Origin of the sequence: Salinicola sp. LHM (assembly GCF_034479735.1) — a bacterium.
GTDB lineage: Bacteria > Pseudomonadota > Gammaproteobacteria > Pseudomonadales > Halomonadaceae > Salinicola > Salinicola salarius.
This window is the reverse complement of sequence record NZ_CP140261.1, coordinates 1,366,590-1,383,882: the sequence shown is the minus strand read 5'-3', so window position 1 is coordinate 1,383,882 and position 17,293 is coordinate 1,366,590. Positions and strand designations below refer to the sequence as shown.

Sequence of the window (17,293 nt, the reverse complement as noted above, 5' to 3'; positions counted from 1 at the left end):
GACGTTATCGGCCAACTCATGGATGCCCAGCCAAAATGATCAAATGGATTCTCATACTGCTGTTCGTGGCCAGTGTGCTGTATACGCACTATCGCGGCCGTGTACGCCACAAGCCGCTGCGTCAGTTGTCCGACCACTCCACGTTCATGTCGCCGATCAATGCATTGATGACGCTCTTCGGCCGCGACAAGGATCAGCCCTATCACGATCTGGCGAATTATCCCGAGCTCGAACGACTGACGAGCAACTGGGAGACGATTCGCGACGAAGCGATGGCGCTGCAGGACCATATCAAGGCCTCTTCACGCTATGACGATGCCGGCTTCAACTCCTTCTTCCGTCGCGGCTGGAAGCGCTTCTACCTGAAGTGGTACGGCGAAAGCCACGCCTCGGCCGAACAGCTCTGCCCGCAGACGACGCAGTTGCTGGCGGGCATCCCCAACGTGAAGGCAGCGATGTTCGCCGAGCTGCCGGCCGGCAGCCACCTGACGCTGCATCGCGATCCTTACGCCGGCTCGCTTCGCTACCATCTGGGCCTGATCACGCCCAACGACGACCGCTGCTACATCGACGTCGACGGCGAAAAGTACAGCTGGCGCGACGGCGAGGCGGTGATGTTCGACGAGACCTATCTGCATCGTGCCGAGAACGGCTCGGAACAGAACCGCATCATTCTGTTCTGTGATATCGAGCGGCCGATGAAGTACGGCTGGGCGCGCAGCCTCAACCACTTCTTCGGCCGCACGGTGATGGCTGCCGCCAGCTCGCCCAATGATGACAACGACCGTACCGGCGGCCTGAATCGCGCCTTCAAGTACATCTACGCCGTACGCCGGCAGGGCAAGGCGTTAAAGAAGCGCAACAAGACGCTCTACTACGCCATCAAGTGGGCGCTATTTGCCATCGTGATCATCGCCATCATCGCCTGGTGAGATCATCCAAAGGGGTTGCGGGCCAGCGAATTGCTGGTCCGCTTCCCTCTTCCCTCTTCCCTCTTCCCTCTTCCCTCTTCCCTCTTCCCTCTTCGCCAGATCCTCGGCCCCCATCCGCCGCGTTTTATAGCGCCTGAATCGGGTTATTGTAAATAATTGTCATTTCGGTTCAGAAACGAGCCTCCCCTGCGTCTTCTCATGAGCCATATCTGTGGATAAGAACGATTTTCATTCAAGGGGAGCTTGTCGTTCATGCATCATGTTCTGCGTTATCCGGTCAGCGCACTGGCCTGCGCTTGCCTGTCGTTTCCAGTCTGGGCCCAGCAGACGGTAACGACCTCGACACCCACGACGAGCAGCGATTCCGCGTCGCTCGACACGGTCACGGTGACCGGCCAGTCCGCCGCCACCAAGACCGAAACGCCGTTTTTGGAAACGCCTCAATCCATCTCTACGATTACTCAGAACGAAATCACCGAGCAGGGCTCGCGGACGGTGGAAGAAGCGGCACGCTACACCGCCGGCGTCTTCACCAACCAATATGGCGCCACGTCCACCCGCTACGACGCCTTGGTGCTGCGCGGCTTTACTTCCGGCAGCATCGACAACACCTATCTCGACGGCCTGAAACTGCTTAACGACGAGGGCACCTACAGCATTCTGCAGGTTGACCCGTACTTTCTGGAAAGCATGCAGGTCGTCAAGGGGCCGTCCTCGGTACTCTACGGCCGCGCTTCGCCTGGCGGCCTGGTCGCTCTGACCAGCAAACGCCCGCTGTTCAGACCATATCACCAGATCCAGATTGGCGGTGGTACCCAGGGCTACCGGTCGACCGGCTTCGACTTCAGCGACCAATTGGGTGACTCCGGTCGCGTCGCCTATCGCCTGGTAGGAAAGGCTACAGGCTCGGATTCCCAGTTCGACCGCATCCAGCAGGAGCGTTATACGCTGGCGCCATCGCTGACCATCGACATGACCGACGATACCTCGCTGACACTGATGGCCTATCTGCAGCGGGAGCCGGAAGGCGGTTACTACGGTGGAGTTCCCGCTGACGGCGCGCTTCACGATCACGCCGGACGCCGAATTTCCAATTCCTTCTACGATGGCGAGCCGGACTACGAAGAGTTCAACCGACGCCAGACCATGGTGGGGTACGAGCTGACCCACCGCTTCAACGATGTCTGGTCGGGGCGGCAGAATTTTCGCTACGTGAATGCGGCTACCGATTATGGCCAGGTCTACTTCAGCCAGTGGCTCGATGACCGCGAATTCAGTCGCGCCTACTTCGGCGCTGACGAGAAGCTCGATGCCTACACCGTCGACAACCAGGTACAGGCTGACTTCTCGACCGGTGCGCTCGACCATACCGTGCTGATGGGCCTCGACTACCAGCATCGTCAGGTCAAATCCGACCAGTCCTACGGCTCGTTCCCGGCACTCGACGCTTTCGACCCGAGCTATGGCGCCGACGGCACGATCTCCCCGTACGCAGACGTCAATCGCAAGCTGGAGCAGACTGGTGTCTATCTGCAAGATCAGATAGCGCTGGATCGCTGGCGCTTCACCCTCGGCGGGCGGCAGGACTGGGTCGACATCGATAACGAGGACACGCTCAACGGCACCCGCAACACCGGCGATGATACCCAGTTCAGCGGCCGTGCCGGTGTGCTCTACCTGTTAGACAACGGTCTGGCGCCCTATCTCAGCTACTCGGAGTCATTCAATCCCAACAGCAATACGGACGTGAACGGCGACTTGCTGGAACCGACCGAGGGCAAGCAGTACGAGGTCGGTTTGAAGTATCAACCGCCCGGCACCGATAACCAGTACAGCATCGCCCTGTTCCATATCGAGCAGAAGAATGTCGCGACCTACGATCAGCAACTCGCCGCTTATCGTGCATCCCGTGAAGTCCGCTCCCGTGGCGTGGAGCTCGAGGCAAGGCAGCAGGTGACGGACCAGTTTCGGATACAGGCGAGCTACACCTATACCGATGTCGAGTACGAGAAATCCGACGATGACACGCAAGGCAACACCGCCAACGCAGTTCCCGAGCAGATGGCTTCCGTATGGGGGCACTACGACTTCACCTCTGGTCCATTGCAAGGGCTAGATGTGGGCGCTGGCGTGCGTTACACCGGCGAGAGCTACGTTGACGAGGCCAACACCGACAAGGTGCCGGACTACACCCTTGTCGATGCTGCTCTTCACTATGACTTGGGGGAACTTGGCCTGAACGGTGCCGAAGCCCGTCTCAACGTCAACAACCTGCTCGACAAGGATTACGTTGCCGCTTGCTATAGCGCCGCTCGCTGTTACTTCGGTGCAGAGCGCAGCGCAGTGGCGACCATCAGCTACCAGTTCTGACGGGGCATTTCGCAGCCGCCAACCCGGCCGCGTGATCCAAGTGGGACACAGGGACGTGCCCGTCTCATCGCGAATCACCCGAAGCGCATTTCACCCGACGCAGTCATACAGCGCACGCCATCTGTGCGCAGGGGTGCCTTTGTCCGAAATTCGGCTCGAGAAGCCTCGGAAAGGCGCTACACGACAGGCAATCAGGAGGATCTGTCATGCGACATGACACGGAATTCGTCACGCCCATTCCTTTGCATCGGCCCCGGTCGCCAGGCCGGCCAGATTCGGTCGATCTGTTCAACGACTGGTCGCTGGATGCCTATCGCAGCGGCATGCAGCGCTGCGTGGATCTGGTGCGCCGCACGCTGACCCAAGCGCAAGGCCCCTGCAGCGGCATCGAGCCCCACGAACTGCAGCCCGCGTTCGAGACGATCGATCTCGACCGGCCGCTCGGCGATCTCGATGCCAGCCTCGAGGAGGTCCAGCGGCTCTATCTCGATCACGCCGTGCATTTCCATCACCCGCGCTACGTCGCGCATCTCAACTGCCCCATCACGCTGCCGTCGATCCTGGCCGAGGCGATCGCCACGCCGCTCAACACCGCAGTGGAAACCTGGGACCAGAGCGCCGGCGCGACCCTGATCGAGCAGAAGCTGATCGACTGGACCGCGGCACGCATCGGGCTTGGCGACGACGCCGACGGGGTGTTCACCAGCGGCGGCACCCAGTCCAACCTGATGGCACTGGCCATCGCCCGCGATAGCGCCTGCGAAGCGATGCCTGGCCACGGTGGCAATCGCCATCATGGCCTCCCCCCAAACTACCGGGACCTGCGCATTCTCACCTCGGAAGTCAGCCACTTCAGCGTGCAGAAGGCCGCCGCGCTGCTGGGGCTGGGCTACGACGCCGTGATCGCGGTGCCGTGCGACGCAGACAAGCGCATGGATCCCGATGCGCTCGAGGCCGCGCTGAAGGCGTGCGACGAGGCAGGACGAATCCCGTTCGCGATCGTCGCTACCGCAGGCACCACCGACTTCGGCAGCATCGACCCGATTCCCGCCATTGCCGAGCGCTGCCGCCAGCGCGGCATCTGGCTGCATGTCGATGCGGCCTACGGCGGCGGGCTACTGCTCTCCTCGCGCCATCGCCACTGGCTCGCCGGCATCGAGCAGGCGGACTCGGTCGGCATCGACTACCACAAGACCTTCTTCCAGCCGGTGAGCTGCAGCGCCTGCCTGGTGCGCGATCGCCGCCAGCTGCGCCATGTCACCTACCACGCCGACTATCTCAACCCCCGCGACCAGGCCGAAGGCGGCACGCCGGATCTGGTCAACAAGAGCCTGCAGACGACCCGGCGCTTCGACGCGCTGAAGCTGTGGATGAGCCTGCGCACGCTGGGCGCCGATCACCTGGGCGACTGTCTCGACGACGTGATCGAACTGACCCGTCAAACCTGCCGCGTGCTTCGAGCGCGTGATGATTTCGACGTGCTGATGGCTCCGGCGCTGAGCACGCTGGTGTTTCGCTATCGCCCGACGGCGCTGGAAGAGGATGCCCGGATCGAGGCGATCAACCGCCGGATTCGCCGGACGCTGTCGCGACGTGGCGAGGCGGTCATCGCCGCCACCCGGGTCGACGGGCGCTTCTATCTCAAGTTCACCCTGCTCAATCCCATGACCCGCCTCGAGGATCTGACCGCCCTGATCTCGGAGATCGCCGATGTCGGCGCGTCCTTGATGTCGCCCCAGGTATCGCCCGCTGCCCGCCCGTCAATCGTTCGGAGAAAGACCTCATGCTGAGCCGCATCCATGACTTCATCGCCATCGGTCTGGGGCCGTTCAATCTCGGCCTCGCCTGCCTGACCGACCCCATCGACGATCTCGACGGCCTGTTTCTCGAGCGTCGTTCGAGCTTCGACTGGCACCCCGGACTGCTGCTCGAGGACGCCACCTTGCAGACACCCTTCATGGCCGATCTGGTCACGCTGGCCGACCCGACCAGTCGCTTCAGTTTTCTCAATTATCTGAAAGCCCAGGGGCGGCTCTACAACTTCTACATCCGCGAGAACTTCTTCCTGCTGCGCAACGAATACAACCAGTACTGCCAGTGGGTCACCACGCAGCTCGAGTCGCTGCGCTTCGATCACGACGTCCAGCGCATCACCTATGACGACGACGAACGTTGCTATCACATTCACTGCCGAGACACCCGTGCGGGCGATCTCGACGACGATGCCGGCCATGACTTCGACGACCGTGGCAATCGCATCTATCGCGCCCGGCGGCTGGTACTGGGTACCGGCAGCGAGCCGATGATTCCGGCGTGCTGCCAGCCGGTGGCCGAGCGCGTGGTGCACTCCTCGCGCTATCTCGAGCACAAGGCGGCGCTACAAGCGAAGTCAGCGATCACTATCGTCGGCAGCGGCCAGAGCGCAGCGGAAATCTATCTCGACCTGCTCGACGAGATCGACGCCCACGGCTACACCCTGAGCTGGGTCACCCGCTCGCCGCGCTTCTTCCCGCTGGAGTACGGCAAGCTGACCCTCGAGATGACCTCGCCGGACTACATCGACTACTTCCACGCCCTGCCCGAGTCGACCCGTGACGAGCTGATGCGCCAGCAGAAAGGGCTCTACAAGGGCATCGATCTCGACCTGATCAACACCATCTACGACCGCCTCTATACCAAGAGCCTGCAGGGCAAGGTGGATACCCACCTGCTCACCTGCGCCGAGCTGGAAAGCTGCCATTTCGATGCCGCCCATCGCCGCTTCGACCTGACCTTCACCCAGACCGAGCAGAACCGACGTTTCCAGCACCGGACGGCGGGGCTGATTCTCGCCACCGGCTACGCGGCGCACAGGCCGGACTTCCTGGCGCCGATCGAGCACCGCATCCGGCGGGACGATGCGGGCCGCTACGCGGTCAGCCGTTACTACGGCATCGGCACCGACGGCGACATCTTCGTCCAGAACGCCGAGCTGCATACCCACGGGCTGGTCGCGCCGGATCTCGGCATGGCGTGCTACCGCAACGCCTGCATCATCCGCGAACTGGCCGGGCGCGAGGTCTATCCGATCGAGCGCGGATTCACCTTCCAGGACTTCGGCGCGCCCGATGACCGCGTGTTCCAGCCGCAGCGGGCCACGGCGTGAGGGCTACCGAATGCCCCGATTCGCCATTCCCGATTTCCGATTTCCGACTTTCCGTCAGGAGAGAGACTCATGAACTTACCGCAAACTCGACTGGCCAACGCCGAGACAGCCACCGCGACACACACCACATCTGCCAGCAGCCTCTATTCGCCCGACCTGAGATTTCATCGCGACTGGCCGGGCATCGGCACCCTCTCCCTGCGCCCGCTCGATCTCGACCGGGACATCGACACCGTGTTCGACTGGGTCAACCGCGATAGTGCCCGCTTCTGGGGCATGAACGGCGATAGCCGAGATCAGGTCACGGCTTTCTACCGCGACATGGCGCAGAGCGACAGCGCCCAGGCCTTTCTCGGCCTCCACGATGGCCAGCCGGCGTTTCTGGTCGAATGCTACGACCCGCGCCACGATCCGGTCGGCGAGCACTACCCGGTTCAGCCCGGCGACCGTGGCATGCACTTTCTAGTCGCGCCGAGAAACCCGGCGACATCGCCGATTCACGGCTTCAGTCAGGCCGTGATCGATACCGTCGTGGCGTTCCTGTTCAGCGACCCGGCAACGCAGCGGATCGTCGTCGAGCCGGACGTCACCAATGCCAAAATCCATCCGCTCAACCGTCGCGCCGGGTTCGTCTACGAAGGCGAGATCCAACTGGCAGAGAAGACCGCCCGGCTGGGGTTCTGCACCCGCGAGCGATTCGAGTCGCTGCACGCCTCGCAGCGCCCCAACACCGCAATGGACGAAGCGGTCGACCATCTCCGCCCCGACCGCTGGCAGCGCGCCAATCGCGACCTGCTGGGCAAGGCGATCAGCGAGTTCGCCCATGAACGCCTGCTGGCGCCGTTAGCGGAATCCCTGCCCGAGGCCGATGGCTGGGCCGATTATCGGCTCACCACCGATAGCGACAGCATCGTCTATCGTTTCCGCGCCCGCCGGATGGCGCTGGATCACTGGTGGATCGACAAGGGAACGCTTGCCAAGACCCGCGAAGGCGATCCGCAAGCGCTGGACGTGGCGCAATTTCTACTGGAATGCCGCGCGCGGCTGAACATCGATCCCGACAATCTGCCCACCTATCTGGAAGAGATCGCCAGCACTCTGGCCGGCATGGCCTACAAGCTTGGCCGAGACGTGCCGCCGGCCGGTGAACTCGCACTGGCCGATTTCCAGATCGTGGAGACGACGATGAGCGAAGGCCACCCCTGCTTCGTCGCCAACAGCGGGCGGATCGGTTTCGACGTCGAGGACTATCACCGCTACGCCCCGGAAGCCGGCGCCGCGATTCGCCCCGTCTGGCTGGCGGCAGTGCGTCACTGCACGACCTACAGCGCCATCGACGGGCTCGACTTCGAATCCCTCATCGAAGACGAGCTGGACACCTCGGTACGGGAGCGTTTCGTGGCTCGGCTGCGTGCGCTCGGCCTCGACCCCGACGACTACGTCTTCATGCCGGTTCACCCGTGGCAATGGCGACACAAACTGGCGATCACCTTTGCCGGCGAAGTGGCCGAGCAGCGCCTGGTGCTGCTCGGCGAGGCGGACGACGATTACCGCGCCCAGCAGTCGATCCGCACCTGGTTCAACGTCTCGCGGCCCCGGCGGCGTTACGTCAAGTTCGCGCTGTCGATTCTCAACATGGGCTTCATGCGCGGGCTGTCGCCCCACTACATGCGCGGCACGCCGGCCATCAATGCCTGGGTCGAGAACCTGGTCGCAAGCGACCCGGAACTGCAGGCACGGGGCTTCAGCGTACTGCGTGAAGTCGCTACGCTGGGCTATCACCACGCCGGTTTCGAGGCCGCTACCGACAAGCAGAGCCCGTATCAGAAGATGCTGGCGTGCCTGTGGCGGGAGAGCCCCTATACCCGCATCGCGCCCCATCGGCGGCTGACGACCATGGCTGCGCTGCTGCACCGGGACGCCAATGGCGATGCGCTGCTGCCGGCACTGATCGACGCCTCCGGCATCGGCGCACGCAACTGGATCGAGCGCTACCTGGCGGCCTACATGACGCCGCTGCTGCACTGCTTCTTCGCTCACGATCTGGTGTTCATGCCTCACGGCGAGAACCTGATTCTGCAACTCGAGAACCATGTGCCGGTCGGCGCGATCCTCAAGGATATCGGCGAGGAGACCGGCATCTTCGACAACGGCCAGTCGCTGCCGGAAGCCGCCCGGCGCATCGCGGTGGAGGTGCCCGAGGAGTTGAAGATCCTGTCGATCTTCACCGACCTGTTCGACTGCTTCTTCCGCTTCCTGGCCGAGATTCTGGTGGCTTCGAACCAGCTCGAGGAGAACGAGTTCTGGCAACTGGTGGCGGCGTGCGTGATCGATTACCAGCAACGACACCCGGCGTTCGCCGACAAGTTCGAACGCTTCGATCTGTTCGCGCCGGAATTCACGCTCTCCTGCCTCAACCGGCTGCAGCTGCGTAACAACCGCCAGATGATCGATCTCGCCGATCCGTCGAAGAACCTGCAGTTCGCCGGCACGCTGACCAACCCCATCGCCGCCTATCACCCGGTGTCTGAACGGCGGAACGGCGCCGGGGACGAGCGCGACGCACCGACCGTGTCGGCATGAGGTAGCCGACGCCCCCGATCCATCGCCGGGCGCACGTCGAGGTGCCCGGCCTCGAACAATTGCTAATGATTCTCATTTTTGCCATGATCGCGTCACTTCTGTCGTTCTGCCCCCAGGGCCGCCATCATGCGCGAAGCACTGTTCGAGTCTCTCTATCGCCAGCACCATCGCGAGCTGCTGGGCTTTCTCCGCCGCCAGCTCGAATCCGGAGAGCAGGCCGCCGATCTCTGTCACGAGGTCTACCTGCGCCTGCTCAACACCGCTTCGGAAAACGGGCTCGAGAACCCGCGCGCCTATCTCTTCCGCATCGCCCGCAATCTGCTGATCGATCATCGCCGACGACAGGCGCCCGAACTGATCGCCATCGACACGCTGGAACCGGTACTGGTCTGCCCACGCGCTTGCCCGGAAGCCGAAGCCTGTCAGCAGCAGTGTGTCCGTCAGCTCACGCAGACGTTGGCCGGCTTGCCGGAACGGCTACGCCAGGCACTGATCTGGTATCGCATGGAGGGCATGACCCAGCGCGAAATCGGCCAGCGTCTGGGGGTTTCCGAACGCATGGCGGGGCGCTACATCGCCCAGGCCCTGACGCGCTGCCAGGAGGAGCTGGATAGCCTGGAATTGGATAGCCTGGAATGGGCAGCGCGGCACTAGCCTCGAGAACCGGCGACGCTGGGATACCAACTCATGCCTATCGCATGGAGACAGGCGTCGTCATTCATAACGTGGGATCCGTTCTGGCGTCATTTGGCGATCGAGCACTCAGTGTGCCATCGCTCCACGACCGCCGCCTTTTCGCCAACCAGCGCGGCGTTCTCGAGCTCGCCTTCAGCAACGGCACCAACAGCCATAACAGCGGCGCCAGCAGCCAGCGATAGACGAACCGCGCAACGATCAGCAATGGCAGCAGCGCCAGTGTCCAGATCAGGAACTGCCCCAACCACACCGGCCAGCCCAGCCACCGGCCGATATTGGCCCCCAGCGCGCTGACGAGGCTGGGATGCCGCAGGACGACATAAACCGTACCGGTGATCGCCGCGACCTTGGCCGCTCTCGATAGATTGACGAAGCGCCCGCCCCCGGCCAGCACGCCACGCGCCGCCGCCCGCGCACCCTGTCCTTCGACGGCGGTACCGGCACGGACCGCGCGGCCGGCCCGCAGCACCTTGATCGCACTGGTCATCACCAGCAGGTCAACGCCGGCCCAACCCATGTCGGCAACGCCGATCGGCTCGCCGCGGCGCCACTGGCTTTCCAGATCGCGCAGGCCGCTGGTGAAGAAATCGCCGATATCGCTCACCACCCGCTCGCTCTGTAGCCACTGCACCTCGCCGTCAGAATCGACGACGAACTGGGCGAGAAAACCATGGCCCTCTTCTTCCAGAATTGCGATCGCGATCTGCCCGCGCCGTGCCGACGTCAGGGTGTCGGCTGATGAGGAGCGAGTTTCAGATGAAGGGGAGCGGGCTTCGAGCGAAGCAGTGTCGGATTCCATCTTTTGGGTGGCGTCCTCGCTGCCAGCATCGCGGTCGTTCGATGTCTCATTTTCATCCCCCCACCAGCGCTCCAGCTGTTCGCTCGCCTGCCGGTAGCGCGTACCCAGCCAGTGCTGGGCGCGCAGCATGGCGATATCGTGATCGCGGTAGTAACTCACCGGCAGCACCGCATCCGCGCCGAAACGCACCAGCACGCGCTGGAACGCGGGATCGAGGCCGTAATCGAGCAGCGCTTCACGAGCCAGATCGCCGTGATTGCGGATCGCCAGCCAGGCAGCGGCCCAGAGCGCCGGCTCGCCGGCGTAGCTCAGAAAGAGCGCGTTGATCTCCGGCGACTCCTCGGCCAGCGCCGGCGCCAGCGACGGCAGTGCCCGCTGCGCTTCCAGGCGCACCATGCGAGGCTCGAACGGCTCGTGCGAGGCAACGGCGGTCAGCACGCCCCCGGCGACGAGCGCGAACAGCACAATCGATAACCACACTTTCATGGGGTCGGGCTCCTTATCATGGGTTCGCGCTCCAGAGACAGGGATATTCGTCCGGCCAGGGACGCTGCCAATCGATAAACGACGACAAGTGTCTTTGATAAGCGTTCGTATTTGAATTAGGATTGCATTCCACCCTGTGACCCACCACTCGCTGCGAGGTTGCCCCGTCCATGTTCGAAGTCCAATCGGCGAGCTTCGAGATCGCGGGCAAGACGTTGCTCTCCCCTATCGATTTCACCTTCGGTGAAGGCCGGATCTACGGTCTGATCGGGCACAACGGTTCCGGCAAGTCGACGCTGCTCAAGCTGCTCGCGCAGCAGCAGCCGGTCAGTCACGGTAACATCCGGCTAGATGGCCGCCCGCTGTCGCAGTGGAAACCGCGAGAGTTCGCCCGCCAGGTCGCCTATCTGCCGCAGCATCTTCCCAGCGCCGAAAACCTCACCTGCCGCGAGCTGATCGGTTTCGGCCGCTACCCGTGGCATGGCCTGCTGGGGCGCCTCAATCGCCATGATCATCAGCAGATCGAGCGCGCCATCGCCCTGACCCATACCGAAGCCTTCGCCGACCGTCTGGTCGACACGCTCTCCGGCGGCGAGCGCCAGCGCGTGTGGCTGGCCATGCTGCTGGCCCAGGGTAGTCGCTATCTGCTGCTCGACGAGCCGCTGGCGGCGCTGGATATCGCCCATCAGGTCGAAGTGCTGGCGCTGGTGCGCAAGCTCTGTCGCGAACTGGGCCTCGGCGTGATCATCGTGCTCCACGACGTCAACATGGCCGCACGCTACTGCGATCATCTGGTCGCGCTGCATAGCGGCAAGCTTCTCGCCGAAGGCGAGCCCGCCAGCATGATGAACGATACCAATCTGGAAGCCATCTACGGCATCCCGATGCGGGTGATGAATCACCCCGCCGATGCCTGCCCCATCGCGGTGCTGCAGTAGGCCATTTTCCCGGCCTCCTGTCTCGTGATCGGCGAGCGTCGTCTGCCGCCTCATGACGTATCGGCATCTCCTCTGCCGGAGCACCATAGCGCTGGACCCGCACGGCTGAACCAAGGATGCTAATCTTCAGGCTTTGCCTTCCGATTCGCCCCTTGTCTGCGAGCTCGCCATGCTGCAACCCGTTTCCCGCCAGAGCGATCTGACACTAGAACCCGAACAGACGCCGCCACGCCCGGCGGATGTCAGCACCTTCGCCCCACTGGGAGTCCCGGCGTTCCGAATGATCTGGATCGCCAACCTGTTCGCCAATCTCGGCGTGTGGGCGCAGTCGGTGGCGGCGGCGTGGGTGGTGACGTCGAACGACGGCGGCGCGGTGGCGGTGGCGATGATCCAGGTCGCGGCGGCGCTGCCGCTGGTGCTGATGTCGATCGTCACCGGGGTGATCGCCGACAACTACGATCGCCGCAAGGTGATGCTGCTCGGGCTGGGCATCGAAGTGCTCGGCGGGCTGTTCATCACGCTGATCGCCTTCATGAACCTGCTCTCCCCGACGCTGCTGATCGTCTCGATTCTGTGCGTTTCCATCGGCGGGGCGATTACCACCCCGGCGTGGCAGGCGGCGGTCAACGAACAGGTACCGCGCAACCTGGTCTCGAGCGCCGTGCTGCTCAACAGCGTCAACTACAACGCCGCCCGCGCCATCGGTCCGGCCATCGGCGGGCTGCTGCTGGCCGCGGTGGGGCCGGCGTGGATCTTCCTGCTCAACGTGCTCTGCTTCTGCGGGCTGATCGCCGCGCTGTGGCGCTGGAAGCGTGCGGTGCTTCCCAAGTCTCTGCCCCCGGAACGCATCTGGGAAGGCGTCAAGGCGGCGCTGCATTTCGTGCAGTACTCCAGCGTCACGCGGCTGGTGATGATGCGCTCGTTCATCTTCGGCATCTCCGCCAGCGCACTCTGGGCGCTGCTGCCGCTGCTGGCCCATCAGCACCCCAGCGGCAGCGCCTCGCTCTACGGCTACATGCTCGGCGGCCTCGGCATCGGCGCGATCGCCGGCAGCACGCTGGTCAACCAGGCCCGCCAGCGAGTCGGCAGCAGCCGCTTGATCAGCTTCTCCGCGATGTTGCTGGGCCTGGTGATGCTGGCGCTCGGCGGGCTCGATACGCTGTGGGTGCTGTTTCCGGCGCTCATCGTCGGCGGCAGCTGCTGGATCGCGGCCGTGGCTTCCTACAACTCCTCGGTGCAGATACTGGTGCCGGACTGGGTCAAGGCCCGCGCCCTGGCGCTGTATCAGACCGCGCTCTACGCCGGCCTGACGCTGGGTTCGCTGCTGTGGGGGCAACTGGCCGACGGCCTAGGCGTACAGATGGCGCTGATGCTGGCCGGCGCGCTGCTGATCGTCTCGGCGTTGCTGCTGCTCCCTTCCAGGCTGCCGGACCTGGACGCCAACGATCTGGTCGAGGCGCCGGAAGCGCACACCCATAGGCCGGACTTCGAATTCAATCCGGCACGGGGCTCGGTCATGGTGACGGTCGAATACCGCATCGACAGCGAGCATCTGCGCGAATTCGCCCGCGCCGTGCGGCCACTGAGAAAGCTGCGGCTGCGCAACGGTGCCAAGCGCTGGTCGCTCTACCGCGACGTCGTCGACCGCGATCTATGGCAGGAGGTGTTCCTCGTGCCCAACTGGCTGCAGCATCTGCGTATGCTGGACCGGTTGACGCTGGCGGACCGCGCCATCATCGACCGGGTCACGGCACTGCACAGCGGCCCGGAGGCCCCGCGCCTGCGCCACGGCGTCAGCTATCGTTCCTCGCGGTATGACCAGCCGGCGTTGACGCCGAACCAGACCGAACCGACCACCGACGAGTCGGCCGAGGACCATTCGCTGGATACGACCGCGCCGTGGCCCCAGGAGAGAACATGACTCAGGCGAACATCGAAAGCGCCCGCAAGACCCTGTTCGACGTATTCGGCTTCCCGGCGTTCCGCGGTGGCCAGGAAGCGGTCGTCGAGCGCGTCATCGCCGGCCGCTCGACGGCAGCGATCTTCGCCACCGGTGCCGGCAAGTCGCTCTGCTACCAACTGCCGGCGCTCCACCTGCCCCATCTCACGCTGGTGGTGTCTCCGCTGCTGGCGCTGATGCAGGACCAGCTGGCGTTTCTCCAGCGCCACGGCGTGGCGGCCGCGAGCCTCGATTCGACCCAGGACCGCGCCACTGCCCGCGACATCATGGACCGTGCCCGCCGCGGCGAGCTGAAGATCCTGATGGTGTCGGTGGAACGGCTCAAGAACGAGCGCTTTCGCCATTTCCTGCGCCAGGTCGCGATCTCGCTGCTGGTGATCGACGAAGCCCACTGCATCTCCGAGTGGGGACACAATTTTCGCCCGGACTACCTGAAGCTGCCGGATTACCAGCGCGAGTTCGGCATCCCTCAGGCGCTGCTGCTGACCGCCACCGCGACGCCCGCCGTGATCGACGACATGCGCGCCAAGTTCGCCATCGCCTTGGATGACGTCGTCACCACCGGTTTCTATCGCGACAACCTCGAGCTGCTGGTGCAGCCGGTAGAGAGCGAGCGCCGGCTGCCGGCGCTGGTCGACTGGCTGGCGCCGCAACGCTCGTCACGACAGTCGCCAGGACATCAGCCGGCATCACAGGCGCCCACCATCGTCTACGTCACCCTGCAGCAGACCGCCGAGTCGGTCGCCGCGGCGCTGGCGAATCAGGGCTTCACGGTGCGCGCCTATCACGCCGGCCTAGACAGCGAGACGCGGGACGAGATCCAGCAGGGCTTCATGCGCGGCGAGATTCCCTGCATCGTCGCCACCATCGCCTTCGGCATGGGGATCGACAAGGGCAACATCCGCAACGTGATCCACTACGACCTGCCCAAGTCGATAGAGAACTACAGCCAGGAGATCGGCCGTGCCGGTCGCGACGGCGAGCCGTCACGCTGCCTGATGCTGGCCGGTCGCGACGGCCTGCGCGTGCTGGAGAACTTCGTCTACGGCGACACGCCGGAACGCGAGGGCATACGTCACGTGCTGGCCGAGATCGCCGAGGCCGGCCACCAGCCGCAGCGTCAGTGGCCGGTGCTGCTCAACACGCTCTCCCGCGACAGCAATATCCGTCTGTTGCCGCTGAAGACATTGCTGGTGCGTCTCGAGATGCACGGCGTGATCGCGCCCCGCTTCGCCTATCTGGCCGAATACCGGCTGCGCTATCTGGAGGAGCCCGGCGACCTGATCGCACGCTTTCAGGGGGAACGCGCCGACTTCGTGCGCCTGCTGGTCGACAACATCGCCATCGCCAAGACCTGGGGTACGGTGGATTTCGAGCGTCTCTACCGCGCCGGCGTGGACGCGGGGATCGATACCTCACGCTCGCGCGTCATCACCGCGCTGGAGTACTTCCAGGACAAGGGCTGGGTGGTGCTGGAAGGCAAGCGCATGACCGATGTCTACGAGGTATGCCAACCCGCGTTCGACATCGACGCCCTGACCGATCGTCTGCTGGCGGAAAGCCAGTCCCGCGAGCAGATCGAGATCGAACGTCTGCAGGCGATGCTGGCGCTGTTCGAATCGGATACCTGCCTGACCCGACGACTCGCCGCTTACTTCGGCGACGCGCATTTCGAGCAAGATGGTGCACCAATGGGCAGCGGCCAGCCGGTTCAGGCCGCCCGGGGCTGCGGCCAGCCTGTTCAAGCCGCCCAGGGCTGCGGCCACTGCTCGGTCTGCCACGGCCACGTCGCTCGCCTGCCGAGCGCGGCGGCGCTGCCTGAATTGACCGATGCCGACTTCGAACGATACGCCCGGCCGCTGATCGAGCGGCATCGCGAGCAGATCGGCACGGTGCCGGGCGCGCAACGCATCGCGCACTTTCTGTGCGGGCTCGCCATGCCGGTCTTCACGCCGCTCAAGGCACGGCAGCTGCCCGGCTTTGGCGTCTTCGAGCAGCGCCCCTATCCCGAGATCAAGGCGTGGGCCAATGCCTGCGCGAGACATTGATGCGAGACATTGACCGATGGTGAATGGCAACGAGGCCCATCGAGCACTGCTCCTGGGATTGCGGAAGCGACGTATCAGCGTGCGTTATGACAAACTGGTTTGATGCCTCGGCCTCGACCATGCCCTGAGACTTACGATATGGCTCCAGATTTCTCCTCTCCAGACGAGCCGCTTTCGGTCGGGTTCGTGCTGCTGCAGCGCTTCACCATCCTGCCGTTCTCGGCCTTCGTCGATTGCCTGCGGCTGTCCGCCGACGACGGCGACCGCAGTCAGCAGATCCGTTGTCGCTGGCAGTTCATGAGCAGTGGCGGGCAGGACGTCGTGTCCAGCAGCGGCGCCACGATCACCGGCTGCGGGCCGCTGACGGCCCCCGAGCGCTTCGATTACATCGTGGTCATCGGCGGCGTGCTCGGCGCGGCCGAAGAGGAGGATCAGCAGGCGCTGGATTATCTGCGCCTGGCCGCACAATGCGACGTTCCTCTCGTCGGTGTCTGTACCGGGGTCTTCTCCCTGATCAAGGCAGGGTTGATGGATGGCCGTCGATGCTGCATCAGCTGGTATCACCATGCCGATCTCGTGCAACGCTACCCGGATATCGAGCCGGTGGCCGACCAGCTCTTCCTGGATGACGGCAATCGATTGACCTGTGCCGGCGGCGTGGCCTCCGCCGACCTGGCCGCGTACCTGGTGGAGCGACACCTGGGGCGGCTATGGGCGAAGAAGAGCCTGCATATCATGCTGATCGACGAGCCGCGGCCCGGGCAACATCCCCAACCTCAGCCCGTGGTCTTCAGCCGGGTTTCCGATCCGCTGGTGCGCCGGGCCATCTCGATCTTCGAGCAGCATCTGGGCGAGGTCGTCACGATCGAGCGGCTGGCGAAGCGCCTGCATACTTCGCGGCGCAACATCGAGCGCCATTTCCGGGAACAGTTCGGGGTCGGGCCGCAGAAATTCGCCCGCGACCTGCGTCTGCATTACGGATGCTGGATGCTGAACTACACCAAGCACAGCATCACGGATATCGGCGAGCGCTGCGGCTTTGCCGACACGGCCCACTTCTCGCGTCACTTTCGCGAGGTGTTCGGCATTCCTCCTTCGGAGGTCAGGCGGCTTTCCGAGGATCAGCGCGCCAGGCTCGTGGACCCGTTCTTTCTCCATGTCGGCCAGAGCTCCCGAGCGCTCGAGATCGCCACGCCTGCTCAGCGCTGAAGGCGTCTATCCGCTCGCGCTCCGTGTCGGCACCGCCCCGTTCTACCCAGCCCGACTGTCGGAAACGTTAGCGTCGTCAATATCGTTCTCGGGATAGGCCCGGCCTCTCCCGGCTGGCCAGCAGCGC

11 protein-coding genes are annotated in these 17,293 nt (G+C 64.1%); 10 read left to right on the top strand and 1 reads right to left on the bottom strand.

The annotated features are described in order from the left end of the window. The first annotated feature begins 35 nt into the window (after positions 1-35). From lpxO to R5R73_RS06465, 6 genes are all read left to right on the top strand, one after another. The gene (gene lpxO / locus R5R73_RS06490; protein WP_208625300.1) at positions 36-932 is read left to right on the top strand and encodes a lipid A hydroxylase LpxO; all 897 of its coding nucleotides are present in this window, start codon (positions 36-38) and stop codon (positions 930-932) included. Positions 933-1,184: 252 nt separating this feature from the next. Then, positions 1,185-3,302 (top strand): TonB-dependent siderophore receptor, encoded by a 2,118-nt coding sequence (locus tag R5R73_RS06485; protein WP_322529203.1) that lies wholly within the window; start codon positions 1,185-1,187, stop codon positions 3,300-3,302. Positions 3,303-3,508: 206 nt separating this feature from the next. After that, positions 3,509-5,092 carry an aspartate aminotransferase family protein gene (locus R5R73_RS06480; protein ID WP_322529202.1) on the top strand — a complete coding sequence of 528 codons (1,584 nt, stop codon included), beginning with the start codon at positions 3,509-3,511 and terminating at the stop codon, positions 5,090-5,092. Next, positions 5,086-6,447, top strand: a complete 1,362-nt coding sequence (locus R5R73_RS06475) for a lysine N(6)-hydroxylase/L-ornithine N(5)-oxygenase family protein (RefSeq protein ID WP_322529201.1) — start codon at positions 5,086-5,088, stop codon at positions 6,445-6,447. Before R5R73_RS06480 ends, R5R73_RS06475 begins: the two co-directional genes overlap by 7 nt. 69 nt (positions 6,448-6,516) lie before the next feature. Then, complete coding sequence (locus R5R73_RS06470) at positions 6,517-9,030, top strand: GNAT family N-acetyltransferase (RefSeq protein WP_322529200.1); 2,514 nt, start codon at positions 6,517-6,519, stop codon at positions 9,028-9,030. A gap of 126 nt (positions 9,031-9,156) precedes the next feature. Further along, on the top strand, positions 9,157-9,684 hold the full coding sequence (locus tag R5R73_RS06465) for a sigma-70 family RNA polymerase sigma factor (protein WP_322529199.1): 528 nt from the start codon (positions 9,157-9,159) through the stop codon (positions 9,682-9,684). Between the two features lie 64 nt (positions 9,685-9,748). Here R5R73_RS06465 and R5R73_RS06460 read toward each other — a convergent pair whose 3' ends face one another. Then, entirely contained in the window at positions 9,749-11,011 is a 1,263-nt protein-coding gene (locus R5R73_RS06460; RefSeq protein WP_322529198.1) for a hypothetical protein, read from the bottom strand. A gap of 170 nt (positions 11,012-11,181) precedes the next feature. Between R5R73_RS06460 and R5R73_RS06455 the strand changes: the two genes are divergently transcribed. The 4 genes from R5R73_RS06455 to R5R73_RS06440 all read left to right on the top strand — a co-directional run bounded on the left by R5R73_RS06455 (position 11,182) and on the right by R5R73_RS06440 (position 17,166). Continuing rightward, positions 11,182-11,949 (top strand): ATP-binding cassette domain-containing protein, encoded by a 768-nt coding sequence (locus tag R5R73_RS06455; protein WP_071232625.1) that lies wholly within the window; start codon positions 11,182-11,184, stop codon positions 11,947-11,949. A 169-nt stretch (positions 11,950-12,118) separates the two neighbouring features. Continuing rightward, on the top strand, positions 12,119-13,870 hold the full coding sequence (locus R5R73_RS06450; RefSeq protein ID WP_322529197.1) for an MFS transporter: 1,752 nt from the start codon (positions 12,119-12,121) through the stop codon (positions 13,868-13,870). After that, positions 13,867-15,957 carry a RecQ family ATP-dependent DNA helicase gene (locus R5R73_RS06445; protein ID WP_322529196.1) on the top strand — a complete coding sequence of 697 codons (2,091 nt, stop codon included), beginning with the start codon at positions 13,867-13,869 and terminating at the stop codon, positions 15,955-15,957. Before R5R73_RS06450 ends, R5R73_RS06445 begins: the two co-directional genes overlap by 4 nt. Before the next feature lie 138 nt (positions 15,958-16,095). Further along, complete coding sequence (locus R5R73_RS06440) at positions 16,096-17,166, top strand: GlxA family transcriptional regulator (RefSeq protein ID WP_322529195.1); 1,071 nt, start codon at positions 16,096-16,098, stop codon at positions 17,164-17,166. Positions 17,167-17,293 lie beyond the last annotated feature (127 nt).

What these genes read in the sequence shown, in the direction of transcription:
- lpxO (WP_208625300.1), top strand. Translation starts at nt 36, where the DNA reads ATGATCAAATGGATTCTCATACTGCTGTTCGTGGCCAGTGTGCTGTAT.
- R5R73_RS06485 (WP_322529203.1), top strand. Translation starts at nt 1,185, where the DNA reads ATGCATCATGTTCTGCGTTATCCGGTCAGCGCACTGGCCTGCGCTTGC.
- R5R73_RS06480 (WP_322529202.1), top strand. Translation starts at nt 3,509, where the DNA reads ATGCGACATGACACGGAATTCGTCACGCCCATTCCTTTGCATCGGCCC.
- R5R73_RS06475 (WP_322529201.1), top strand. Translation starts at nt 5,086, where the DNA reads ATGCTGAGCCGCATCCATGACTTCATCGCCATCGGTCTGGGGCCGTTC.
- R5R73_RS06470 (WP_322529200.1), top strand. Translation starts at nt 6,517, where the DNA reads ATGAACTTACCGCAAACTCGACTGGCCAACGCCGAGACAGCCACCGCG.
- R5R73_RS06465 (WP_322529199.1), top strand. Translation starts at nt 9,157, where the DNA reads ATGCGCGAAGCACTGTTCGAGTCTCTCTATCGCCAGCACCATCGCGAG.
- R5R73_RS06460 (WP_322529198.1), bottom strand. Translation starts at nt 11,011, where the DNA reads ATGAAAGTGTGGTTATCGATTGTGCTGTTCGCGCTCGTCGCCGGGGGC.
- R5R73_RS06455 (WP_071232625.1), top strand. Translation starts at nt 11,182, where the DNA reads ATGTTCGAAGTCCAATCGGCGAGCTTCGAGATCGCGGGCAAGACGTTG.
- R5R73_RS06450 (WP_322529197.1), top strand. Translation starts at nt 12,119, where the DNA reads ATGCTGCAACCCGTTTCCCGCCAGAGCGATCTGACACTAGAACCCGAA.
- R5R73_RS06445 (WP_322529196.1), top strand. Translation starts at nt 13,867, where the DNA reads ATGACTCAGGCGAACATCGAAAGCGCCCGCAAGACCCTGTTCGACGTA.
- R5R73_RS06440 (WP_322529195.1), top strand. Translation starts at nt 16,096, where the DNA reads ATGGCTCCAGATTTCTCCTCTCCAGACGAGCCGCTTTCGGTCGGGTTC.